General features: G+C 70.8%; 7 protein-coding genes and 1 pseudogene. 6 read left to right on the plus strand and 2 right to left on the minus strand.

The window, feature by feature from the left end; all coding sequences use genetic code 11:
• The 4 genes and pseudogenes from ACE3T5_RS19055 to ACE3T5_RS19070 all read left to right on the plus strand — a co-directional run.
• Positions 1-232: pseudogene (locus ACE3T5_RS19055) on the plus strand (TRAP transporter substrate-binding protein); the annotation flags it as partial.
• 112 nt (positions 233-344) lie between these two features.
• Positions 345-1,136 carry a transglutaminase family protein gene (locus tag ACE3T5_RS19060; protein ID WP_374669687.1) on the plus strand — a complete coding sequence of 264 codons (792 nt, stop codon included), beginning with the start codon at positions 345-347 and terminating at the stop codon, positions 1,134-1,136.
• 28 nt (positions 1,137-1,164) lie between these two features.
• Positions 1,165-2,358, plus strand: a complete 1,194-nt coding sequence (locus tag ACE3T5_RS19065) for a mandelate racemase/muconate lactonizing enzyme family protein (RefSeq protein WP_374669688.1) — start codon at positions 1,165-1,167, stop codon at positions 2,356-2,358.
• A gap of 147 nt (positions 2,359-2,505) precedes the next feature.
• A complete protein-coding gene (locus ACE3T5_RS19070; RefSeq protein ID WP_374669689.1) occupies positions 2,506-4,491 on the plus strand; it encodes a PhoX family phosphatase in 1,986 nt (661 codons plus the stop codon).
• A gap of 118 nt (positions 4,492-4,609) precedes the next feature.
• On the opposite strand, the gene ACE3T5_RS19075 is transcribed toward ACE3T5_RS19070, so the two are convergent.
• Together ACE3T5_RS19075 and ACE3T5_RS19080 are read right to left on the minus strand one after the other, a co-directional pair.
• Entirely contained in the window at positions 4,610-5,281 is a 672-nt protein-coding gene (locus ACE3T5_RS19075; RefSeq protein WP_374669690.1) for a nucleoside-diphosphate sugar epimerase, read from the minus strand.
• A 48-nt stretch (positions 5,282-5,329) separates the two neighbouring features.
• Positions 5,330-7,108: a DEAD/DEAH box helicase gene (locus ACE3T5_RS19080; protein WP_374669691.1), complete on the minus strand. Its 1,779-nt coding sequence runs from the start codon at positions 7,106-7,108 to the stop codon at positions 5,330-5,332.
• A gap of 361 nt (positions 7,109-7,469) precedes the next feature.
• Between ACE3T5_RS19080 and ACE3T5_RS19085 the strand changes: the two genes are divergently transcribed.
• Positions 7,470-10,007, plus strand: coding sequence for a DUF1631 family protein (locus tag ACE3T5_RS19085; protein WP_374669692.1), 2,538 nt, complete (start codon positions 7,470-7,472; stop codon positions 10,005-10,007).
• Positions 10,008-10,070: 63 nt separating this feature from the next.
• Positions 10,071-11,738 carry an energy-dependent translational throttle protein EttA gene (gene ettA / locus ACE3T5_RS19090; RefSeq protein WP_374669693.1) on the plus strand — a complete coding sequence of 556 codons (1,668 nt, stop codon included), beginning with the start codon at positions 10,071-10,073 and terminating at the stop codon, positions 11,736-11,738.
• Positions 11,739-11,994: the final 256 nt, after the last annotated feature.

Here is an 11,994-nt window from a genome sequence, read left to right on the forward strand (position 1 = left end):
CGAGGCGGCGGTCGAAGGCCAGAAGGTGCAGCGCGCGGCCAACCGCACGCTGAACGAGAAGTCGCTCACCAGCCTCAAGACCAAGGGCATGCAGGTCAACGAGATCAGCGCCGCCGAGCAGCGCCGCATGTTCGAGAAGGTGAAGCCGGTCTATGACAAGAACGTGCCCACCATCGGTGCCGAGGCCGTGAACGTGGTGCTCGACGCGCTGAAGAAGGCGCGCGGCGGCTGATGCAGCTTGGCTGCTGCCGCGCCCGCGGCCCGGCAGCAGCCCCGAGGGCAGGACACTAGAATGACCGGAACCACTTGCCGGGGCCCTGGGCTCCGGGTTCCAGCCTCCCCCTGTGTCCGACCCTGGAGACGCCAGCCCGATCAGCGACCGCGAGGACGACCCGCGGCGCTGGCTCGGCTCGACCCCCCTGCTGGACCTGGAAGACCCCAAGCTGCGCCTGCGGGTGCGGGCGCTCACGCAGCTGTCCAAGACCGAACGCGAGAAGGCGCTCGCGCTCTACGCGTTCGTCAAGCGCATCCCCTTCGCCAAGCCCTTCAAGATGCGGCTGCACACCGGGCGCGAGGTGCTGGATGCCGGCCGCGGCGACGCGCCGGACAAGGTGACGCTGCTGGTGGCGATGCTGCGTCTGGCACGGCTGCCCGCGCGCATCCGCTATGTCTCGCTGCGCGGCGAGATCCTGCGCGGCCTGACCACCGGCGTGAGCCAGGCCGCCCGCCCCGTGCTGGAGGTGTGGGTGCACGGCCAGTGGCTGCGCACCGACACCTACATCTTCGACGCAGCCTACATGGCCGCCGCGCGGCAGCGCCTGAAGGACCAGGGCTGGGAGTGGGGCTACGGCATCCACGTAGGGGGCGCGATGCTCTGGGACGCACTGTCGTCTGCCTACGTCGGCGGTTTCCCGACCGAACAGGACCCGATGGTGGTGGAAGACCTGGGTCTGTATGCCGACCCGCTGGCCTTCGTCTCCTCCCGCGCGTACCGCGAGAACCATCCGCGCCTGGCCCGGGCCGTGCACTGGAACGTGCTGGCGCCCGGCATGGAGCGCGCCATCCGCGACCTGCGGCAGGACATGGAGCCGGGTGCACCGTCGCCTTCGCCCGCGCCCTCCCGCAAGCCCACCTGAGCCTCACCTGGCCTTCTGGAGGGCCGGCATGAAGATCCGCCAGCTCGAGACCCTGCGCCTGGGCGAATTCCCCAACATCCTGTGGGTGCGCATCCACACCGACGAGGGCCTGGTCGGCCTGGGCGAGACCTTCATGGGCGCCCAGGCGGTGGAGGCCTACCTGCACGAATGGGCGGCGCCGCGCCTGCTGGGGCAGGACCCGCTGGCCATCGAGGCGCGCGCGCGCGACCTGACGGGCTACCTGGGCTGGCGCGGCTCCGGCGTGGAGACGCGCGGCAACTCCGCCGTCGACATCGCCCTGTGGGACCTGTTCGGCCAAGCCGCCGGCATGCCGATCCACACCGCGCTGGGCGGCGCCTGCCGCGACCGCATCCGCATCTACAACACCTGCGCCGGCTACCAGTACGTGCGCAGCAATGCCAACCAGACCTCCTCCAACTGGGGGCTGGGCAATGCGCAGGGGCCGTATGAGGACCTGCAGGGCTTCCTGCATCACGCCGATGAACTCGCGCTGTCCCTGCGCGAGGAGGGCATCACCGCCATGAAGATCTGGCCGTTCGACCTGGCGGCCGAGCGCAGCCACGGCCAGTACATCAGCCCGGCGGAGCTGGACACGGCGCTGGAGCCCTTCCGCAAGATCCGCGGCGCGGTGGGCCGCGACATGGACATCATGGTGGAGTTCCACAGCCTGTGGCGCCTGCCCATGGCGCGCCGCATCTCGCGTGAGCTGCAGGCCTTCGACACCTTCTGGCACGAGGACCCGATCCGCATCGACAGCCTGGATCTGCTCAAGGCCTACGCCGAGGACTGCCGCGCGCTGGTGTGCGCGAGCGAGACGCTCAGCTACAAGTGGGGCTTCAAGGACTACCTGCAGACCGGCGTGGCCGGCGTGGCCATGCTGGATCTGTCGTGGTGCGGCGGCCTCACCGAGGCGCGCAAGATCGCCGCGATGGCTGATGCGTGGCAGCTGCCGGTGGCCCCGCATGACTGCACCGGCCCGGTGGTGTGGACGGCCTCCACGCACCTGTCGCTGCACGCGCCCAACGCGCTGGTGCAGGAGAGCGTGCGCGCCTTCTACAGCGGCTGGTACAAGGAGCTCGTGACCGAGCTGCCGAAAGTGGAGCAGGGCATGATCTCGCTGAACGACAAGCCCGGCCTGGGCATCGCGCTGCTGCCCGATCTGCATCGGCGTGCGGATGCGGTGGTGCGCGTCTCTTCGTAGGCTCCTCGTCGGCTGGGGTGGAGCGCTAGCGCAACCCCAGCGGTTGTTGGGTGGCCCGCCTGAACCGCTGGGGTTGCGCTGCCGCTCCACCCCAGCCTACGAAAATGCCCCTCCAACCCAGCCCACAAGACTTCCAACAAGACCCCCATGACCACGCCCTTCGACGAGCTGGAAGACAGCAACCCCTCCACCACCCCTCACATCCGCGCCGTGGCCCCCACGCGCCGCCAGGTGCTGGGCGTGCCGCTGGGCGCGGCGGCGGCCGCGCTGTTCGGCCCCTGGCTCGCCGGCTGCGCCGCGCCGGGCTTCCGCTCGCCGGGCGCCGACGCGCCAGCCGCCGCATCCGGATCGCCGGCTCCGACCGGCGCCCGCATGAAGCCCGGCTTCAAGGGCATTCCCATCGGCATGGGCGACCAGCTCGTCGTGCCGCCCGGCTACGTGGCCACGGCGCTCGCGGCCTGGGGCGAGCCGGTGGGCCTGCCGGGCCGCATGCCGGCCTTCAAGGCCGATGCCTCCAACACCGCCGAGGAGCAGGCCGCGCAGATGGGCATGCACCACGACGGCATGCACTTCTATCCGCTGGAAGGCTCGCGGCGTGGCCTGCTGGTGATGAACCACGAGTACGTGGACGACGGCCTGCTGCACCCCGGCGGCATGACGCCGTGGACGGCGGAGAAAGTGCGCAAGAGCCAGGCCGCGCATGGCATCTCGGTGATCGAGGTCGAGCAGGCCGAGGGCGGCGCGTGGCGCATGGTGCGGCCCTCCCGGTACGCGCGCCGCATCACCGCCACCACGCCGTTCAGCGTGGGCGGCCCGGCCGCGGGCCACGCGCTGATGCGCACCGCGGCAGACCCGGACGGCCGCACCGTGCTGGGCACCTTCAACAACTGCGCCGCGGGCCTCACGCCCTGGGGCACCTACCTGAGCGGGGAGGAGAATTTCCGCTTCTACTTCGCCGTCGGCGACAAGCCCGACGCGCACCAGCGCCGCTGGGGCCTGGTGCGCAACGCCTTCTTCCGCTGGCCCGAGCACGACGCGCGCTTCGACGCCGTGAAGAACCCGAACGAGCCGAACCGCTTCGGCTGGGTGGTGGAGGTGGACCCGATGGATCCGCAGTCCACGCCGGTCAAGCGCACCGCGCTCGGCCGCGCCGCGCACGAGGGCGCCTGGGTCGCGGTCACGCGCGATGGCCGCGCGGTCGTGTACAGCGGCGAGGACGCGCGCAACGAGTACATCTACAAGTTCGTCAGCCGCGACCGCATCCGCCCCGCCGGCAACGGGCTGACGGCGGCGCAGGCCAACCGCGAGCTGCTCGATCACGGCACGCTGTACGTGGCCCGCTTCGACGCCGACGGCACAGGCCGCTGGCTGCCCCTGGTGCATGGCCAGGGCCCGCTGACCGCGGCCAACGGCTTCGCGGACCAGGGGGAGGTGGTGATCAAGGCGCGGCAGGCGAGTGATGCGCTGGGCGCCACCCGCATGGACCGGCCCGAGTGGCTGGCGATCGACCCGATGGGGGGCACCGTGTACTGCACGCTCACCAACAATTCGGATCGCGGCAAGCCCGGGCAGCCCGGCGCCGATGCGGCCAATCCGCGCAACGGCAACACCCACGGCCACATCATCCGCTGGGACGAAGGCCCGGCGGCCGGCGGCGATTTCGACGCCACGCAGTTCCGCTGGAACCACCTGGTGCTGGCCGGCGACCCCGCGCAGGCTCGGCCCGAGGCACGCGGCAACATCCGCGGCGACATCTACGGTTGCCCGGACGGCCTGGCCTTCGACGCGCGCGGCCTGCTTTGGATCCAGACCGATGCCCATGCCACGCAGATGTACAAGGGCGAGTTCGCCCACATCGGCAACAACCAGATGCTGGCCTGCGACGTGACGACGGGCGAGACGCGGCGCTTCCTCACCGGACCGACGAACTGCGAGATCACGGGGCTCACGATGACGCCCGACGGCCGCACGATGTTCATCAACGTGCAACACCCCGGTGAGACACCCAGCGACCGCAGCGATCCGGCGGAGCCGGGCAAGTACTCGCGCTGGCCCGACTTCGCCCCCGGGGGGCGGCCACGGTCGGCGACGGTGGTGATCCGGCGGGTGGATGGCGGCGTGATCGGCGTGTGACGGGGGGCGTGGGGAAACGCTGGGGTTGCGCTGTCGCTCCACCCCAGCCTACGAACAGCCAGACACGCGGGTTCCCTGTAGGCTGGGGTGGAGCGACAGCGCAACCCCAGCGGTCCCCCTAAGCCCCCTGCATCGCCCCCGACAGCAGCACGACACGCCCGCTGGCCGTGGGCACCGCACGCAGCAACGCCGCCGCCACATCCTTCGCCTGGATCGACCGGTAGTTCGCGGGGATCAGCGGCCGCAGGGCCTGCGTGACCTTCAGGGCCAGCCGCTCGCCACCACGTACCGGCTGGCCCAGCGACTCGCGGTCACCGGCCAGCATGGAAGGCCGTGCGATCACCAGGCCTGCATAGCCCAGCGGCGCCAGCGCCTCTTCCAGTTCGCCCTTCACCCGGCTGTAGAACACGCCGGAGCGCGCATCCGCACCCATCGCGCTCACCAGGCCCAGCCGCTGCGCACCGACGGCGCGGGCTGCGCGGGCCACGGCCAGGTTGGCGTCGAAATCCACCGCCCGGAAGGCGGCCTGGCTGCCGGCCACCTTGATCGTGGTGCCCAGGGCCAGGTAGACCTCGTCCACCGGGGGCAGGCTCGGCAGCGCCGCGAAGTCCACCAGGCGCGGGTGCACCCGCGGATCCTCATGGTGGAAGGGCCGGCGCGTGAGCAGGTGGATGGCGCTCACGCCGGGGTCGGCCAGCAGGCCGGCGAAGATCTCGCGGCCGACCAGGCCGGTCACGCCGGCCAGCAGCACGGCCCGGCCATGCGAGGCGGGGGAGCGGGCGCTCGTCATCGCGCCCATGTTACGCCTGCGCGCCGGGGGCGCGCAGGACGCGCGGCTTCAGCGGTTGCCGTAGTTGCCGCGCAGCCCGGAGCCACCACCACCACCGCCGCCACCGCCACGCTGGCGGTTACCGCCCCCACGGCGGCCGGTGGCCCCCATGCTGTCGATGCTGGTGCGGGTGGGATCGGGCTGGCCGCCGGCCTGCACGCGGCGCACGCCGGTCATGTCGCGGCGGCTGGGCAGGCTGGTGCGCAGCGGGTCGATGTTGCGCGGCATGCGCTCGTCGTCCCGGTCGTCGAAGGCTTCGTCACGCGGGCGTTCCTGGCGGTCCGGCCGGGGCGGGCGCTGGGCCTGCTGCTGCGGCGGGCGTTGCTGGCCCTGGCCGTTGCGACCGCCGCCCTGGCCGCGGCCGCCACGCGCCTGCTGGCCCTTGCCCTGGCCGGCGCCCTGACCACCGCGGCCGCCCTGCGGCTTGGGGCCCTGGCCACGGCCTTCGCCCTGGCCTTCGCCGCCGCCGTTGCGCGGGCGAGCGCTGCGTTCGCCTTCCTTGGCCTTGTTCTCGCGGATGCGCTGCATCATCTCGCTGCGCGCGGCCTTGGCGGCGGCGTTCATCACCTCGCGGCTGGGCATGCGGCCCTTGCCGCCCCACAGCACCTGGCGGCCCATGGCGATGGGCTGGGCCTGCTCGCCCTCGTCCGGGCCGAAGCCTTCGACCACCTGCACCGGGATCTCCTGCTTGGTGAAGCGCTCGATCTCCTGCATGAAGCCTTCTTCGTCCAGGCACACCAGGCTGACCGCCTGGCCTTCCTTGCCGGCGCGGCCGGTGCGGCCGATGCGGTGCACGTAGTCTTCCGGCACGTTGGGGATCTCGTAGTTCACCACGTGCGGCAGGTCGTCGATGTCGATGCCGCGGGCGGCGATGTCGGTGGCCACCAGGGCGCGGATCTCGCCGCTCTTGAAACCGGCCAGCGCCTGGGTGCGGGCGGTCTGGCTCTTGTTGCCGTGCAGGGCCATGGCGGTGATGCCCTGCTTGTTCAGGTAGTCGGCCACGTGGTTGGCGCCGAACTTGGTGCGGGTGAACACCAGCACCTGGCTCCAGTCGTGCTCCTGGATCACGTGGGCCAGCAATGCCTTCTTCTTCTCGCGGCCGACCGGGTGGATCACCTGGGTGATGCGCTGCACCGTGGTGTTGCGCGGCGTCACCTGGATGCTCTGCGGGTCGCGCAGCAGCGTGTTGGCCAGGTCACGGATCTCGTCGCTGAAGGTGGCGGAGAACAGCAGGCTCTGCTTGTCCTTGGGCACCAGGGCCAGCACCTTCTTCACGTCGGGCAGGAAGCCCATGTCGAGCATGCGGTCGGCTTCGTCGAGCACCAGGATCTCCACCGTGGAGAGGTCCAGGTGGCCCTGCTGCTGCAGGTCGAGCAGGCGGCCGGGGGTGGCCACCAGGATGTCCACGCCGCGCTTGATGCGGTCGATCTGCGGGTTCATGCCCACGCCGCCGAAGATGACGGTGGAGGTGAGCGGCAGGTACTTGCCGTAGGTGCGCACGGACTCCTCGACCTGGGCGGCCAGCTCGCGCGTGGGCGTCAGCACCAGGGCGGCGATGCCATCCTGGCCGAACTTGTTGGTCTTGCCGTGGCCCTTGGAGAGCTTGTGCAGCAGCGGCAGGGTGAAGGCGGCCGTCTTGCCGGTGCCCGTCTGAGCGCCGGCGAGGAGGTCCTTGCCGGCCAGCACCGCGGGGATGGCCTGGGCCTGGATGGGGGTGGGGGTCTCGTAGCCTTCCTCGTGCACGGCCTTCAGGATGGCAGGGGCGAGGTTCAGTTCGTCAAAAGTCATGAATGATGTGGGTGCGCCTTCCCGGGCGCTGGGGCATCGGCCGATCCGGCGGGTGGCCGGGTCCAGTGGGGCTGATGGGTTTCCAGGGGGTTTGGGACGTGGCGGGCCTTGGAATGGGCCGCCGGGTCCCCAGCGTGTTTCGCTGAGCCTGCGGACGACTGGAGTCCGCGGGAGCCCGGATTGTCGCACGGATCCGGGGCGTGTGCCGGCGTGGCCGGGTGAGGCGCGCGTCAGGCGCCGGTCAGCGCGGCGTCAGGCCGTGGTGTCGAAGGCTGACTTTGCGCGTCTCGTTGCGCAGATGCCGCGCGAAATTCCACGGCTCAGTCCCATAATGCACGCAAAGCCTGCGCAATCTCCCCCCATGGCCAAGTTGTTGAAGCTCCGGTTGGGCGTCTCGGACGACCCGACTGCGTTGCAGCCGTCCCTGAACGACTGCCTGGAGACCATGCTCGCGCAGACCGAAGGCCTGGTCGCCGAGATGCTGCAGTCGCTGGTGGTGGGCGCCACGACCGATGGCCCGCGCCGCATCGCGGGCTTCCAGGTGGCGGGGGTCAAGATGGCCGTGCTCGGCCTGAGCGGCCAGGCCAAGGCCGTCACCGCCACCTTCCGCGATGAACTCTCGCGCCTGGTCTACCAGGGCGGCGGCAAGGACCAGGCGCACACCGAGGTGCTGCGCTTCGAGGACCTGCAGCTCTTCGCCGACGAGCAGCTCGATCAGAGCATCGAGGTGGCGCGCGCCCAGCAGGAGGTGGCCGCCGCGGTCGACAAGGCCCTGCCGCCGCTGGATGCCCTGCTGAGCACCATGCTGGGCTGGCGCACCATCCAGCCCGGCCTCAACCCCGTCCGGCCCGACGTGTACGTGCGCGCCCTGCAGCACACCCTGCAGGTGCACGTGCCCGAGGACCACGTGCGCGAGAAGCTCATCACGCCGGCGGCCGGCATCATGGGCGTGCAGCTCGCCAAGCTGTACCGCGAGCTGGCCGACTGGCTGCGCTCCACCGGTGTGGAGCCCGCCGTGCCCGTGGGCGGGCGCCTGCTCAAGGGCGCGGGGGCCTCGGCCGGCAACCCGGTGAACGACGCCGCCGCCAAGACCCTGCTCACGCTGGACCGGCTGCGCAAGCTGCTGGCCGGTGACTTCGACCAGCCGCGCGGCGGCCAGCGCGACTTCCTGCATACCGTGCCGGCCTCCATGGGCCTGCTGCAGGACATGCGCAAGGCCGACGAACTGATCGAGCGGCTGGAGCGCCGCCCCAAGCCCACCGCGGCGCCGGCCGCGCCGGTGAACATGCTGGAGGAAAAGCCCGCCAAGGAAACGCAGGCGCCGCGCATCGGCCAGCAGCTGGGCCACGAGGTCGTGCGGCTCATGTTCGACAACCTCGCGGTCGACGCCCGCCTGCTGCCCGCCTTCAAGCGCCAGCTGCGCGCGATGGAACCCGCCGTGCAGCGGCTCGCCCAGACCGACTCCCGCTTCTTCAGCGACCGCAACCATGCTGCGCGCCAGCTGCTGGACCGCATCACCCAGCGCAGCCTGGCCTTCAGCGCCGAGACGGACGCCGGCTGGGGCGAGTTCATGCGCTCCATCGAGGGCGCGGCCAAGTGGCTGGGCGGCAAGGTGGTGGATGCCGAGGCCTTTGCCGAGCTGCTGGATCACCTGCAGGCCGAATGGGCCGGCCAGGACAGCCAGGCCCGCCAGCGCCGCGAGGAGGCCGCCCGCGCGCTGCTGCATGCCGAGCAGCGCAACCTGCTGGCCCAGAAGCTGGGCGACGAGTTCGAGGCCCTGCTCGAAGGCCTGGACGTGGCGGACTTCCTGCGCGATTTCCTGCGCGGCTCGTGGGCGCAGGTGGTGGCCGAGGCGCAGCTGAGCTGTGAAGACGGCTCCACCGATCCGCACGGCTACCGCGCGCTGGTGGACGACCTGATCTGGAGCGTGCAGAAGACATCCGCCCAGCGCGGCCGCGTGCGCCGGCTGGTGCAGATGATCCCCGGGCTGCTGGCGCGGCTGCGCGAGGGCCTGGCACGCATCGGCTACCCGCCGGAGCTGACGCAACGCTTCTTCGACCACCTGATCACGCTGCACCGCGCCGCCGTGCTGGAGGGCCGCGACGCCGAGGCCGAGGCCGCCGCCGAGGCCGAGGCCGCCGCCGAGGCCGCCTGGGCCGAGGACTCGCAGTTCACGCCCGAGCCCGGCCGCGACGCGGTGCAGATGTGGCTGGACCAGAACGAGGCCAAGGAAGCCGGCTACGTGTCGGACGACGACATCGATCTCGATTTCATCGCCCCGCCGCCGACCGCGAAGGCACCAGCGCCTGCCGCGCGCGCGCCTGCGCCGGCCAAGCCGGCCAAGCCGGCCGCCGCCCCGCAGGCGCCGCCGATCAGTGAAGACGAGCGCCTGCAGGCCGAGTGGGACGACGCCGTGCGCCAGCAGGCCGAGGCCGAGGCCCAGGCCCGTGCGAAGCCAGCGGCGGACGCAGCCGTCGCACCGGCACCCCAGGCAGCGCCCCCGGCCGCGCCCGCCGGTGCGCCCCAGCGGCCTGCCCCGGCTGCGCCCGCCATGGCGCCGGTGGCGGCTGCCGCGCCGGCCCCGGTTGCGATGCCGGCCGCACCGCCGGCGGGCGCCCCGCCCGAGCCGCTGCGCCTGGACGAACTGCGCCTGGGCACCTGGGTGGAGCTGTACATCAAGGGCGAGTGGATCCGTGCCCAGCTCACCTGGAGCAGCCCGCACGCCACGCTGTTCATGTTCACCTCCCACGCCGGCGCCGCGCACTCCATGTCGCGCCGCACGCTCGACAAGCTGCGCGCCGCCGGCCACGTGCGCGTGGTGGCGGACCGCCCGGTGGTGGAGGAAGCGCTCGACCAGGTGGCGCAGGCGGCGCTGCGCAACTCGCTCGACAAGAAGTAGCCGCCCGCGGCCCTGCGCGGGCCTGTCATCGGGGGATGCGGGGCGTGGCCGATAATCGCGCTCATGGCTCAATACGTGTACACCATGAACCGCGTCGGCAAGATCGTGCCGCCGAAGCGGCAGATCCTGAAGGACATCTCGCTGTCCTTCTTCCCCGGCGCCAAGATCGGCGTGCTCGGCCTCAATGGCTCCGGCAAGTCCACCCTGCTGAAGATCATGGCCGGCATCGACACCGAGATCGAAGGCGAGGCCATGCCCATGCCGGGCCTGAAGATCGGATACCTCCCGCAGGAACCGCAGCTCGAACCCGAGCAGACCGTGCGTGAAGCGGTGGAAGGCGGCATGGGCGAGGTGCACGAGGCCAAGGCCCGGCTGGAGGAGATCTACGCCGCCTACGCCGAACCCGACGCCGATTTCGACAAGCTCTCCGAAGAGCAGCAGAAGCTGGAGGCGATCATCGCCGCCGCCGGCGCCGAGGGCGACTCCGAGCACCTGCTGGAGATCGCGGCCGACGCGCTGCGGCTGCCGCCCTGGGACGCGGTGATCAAGAACCTCTCGGGCGGCGAGAAGCGCCGCGTGGCGCTGTGCCGACTGCTGCTGTCCAAGCCCGACATGCTGCTGCTGGACGAACCCACCAACCACCTGGACGCCGAGTCCGTGGAATGGCTGGAGCAGTTCCTGGCGCGCTTCGGCGGCACCGTGGTGGCCATCACCCACGACCGCTACTTCCTGGACAACGCCGCCGAATGGATCCTGGAGCTGGACCGCGGCCGCGGCATCCCCTACAAGGGCAACTACTCCACCTGGCTGGAGCAGAAGGAGGCCCGGCTGGAGCAGGAGCAGCGCACCGAGGACGCCCGCACCAAGGCCATGAAGAAGGAACTGGAGTGGGCGCGCCAGAACCCCAAGGGCCGCCAGGCCAAGAGCAAGGCGCGTCTCGCCCGCTTCGAGGAGCTGTCGGACTACGAATACCAGAAGCGCAACGAGACGAACGAGATCTTCATCCCCGTGGGCGAGCGCCTGGGCCACGAGGTGATCGAGTTCGTGAACGTCACCAAGTCTTTCGGCGACCGCGTGCTGATCGACAACCTGAGCTTCAAGGTGCCCGCCGGCGCCATCGTGGGCATCATCGGCCCCAACGGCGCGGGCAAGTCCACGCTGTTCAAGATGATCGCCGGGCGCGAGAAGCCCGATTCGGGCGAGGTGAAGATCGGCAAGACGGTGCAGATGGCCTTTGTCGACCAGCATCGTGACGAACTGGCCAACGACAAGACGGTGTGGGAAGACGTGTCGGGCGGCCTCGACATGATCAACATCGGCAAGTTCACCATGGCCAGCCGCGCGTACTGCGGCCGCTTCAACTTCAACGGTGGCGACCAGCAGAAGAAGGTGGGCATGCTCTCCGGCGGCGAGCGCGGCCGCCTGCACCTGGCCAAGACGCTGCTGCAGGGCGGCAACGTGCTGCTGCTGGACGAACCGTCGAACGACCTCGACGTGGAAACCCTGCGCGCGCTGGAAGACGCGCTGCTGGAGTTCGCAGGCAGCGTGATGGTGATCAGCCACGACCGCTGGTTCCTGGACCGCATCGCCACCCACATCCTGGCAGCCGAGGACGAAGGCAAGTGGGTCTTCTTCGACGGCAACTACCAGGAATACGAAGCCGACAAGAAGAAGCGCCTGGGTGAAGAAGGCGCCCGGCCGCATCGTGTGCGGTTCAAGGCGCTGAAGTAGGGGCGGCATTCCCGCGCAGGCGGGAATCCCCTCCCGCGTAGGCGGGAATCCAGGAGGTGCCACGCCACCTCCCCCTCTCCACCATCTCCGCGGTTGTCCACGCCGGCGGGTGCCCGCCTGCGCGAATGTCCCCCGCTTGCCGCAAGCGGCAAGCTCCTCCGTAAGCGTCCAGGCATCCCACCTAGACGCGCCATCCCACCGTTGATCTCAGTTGCTCAGGCCGCTGGCGTCCAGCGATGCGGCAGCAACTCGTCGA

Origin of the sequence: Ramlibacter sp. (assembly GCF_041916345.1) — a bacterium.
Taxonomy (GTDB): domain Bacteria; phylum Pseudomonadota; class Gammaproteobacteria; order Burkholderiales; family Burkholderiaceae_C; genus Ramlibacter.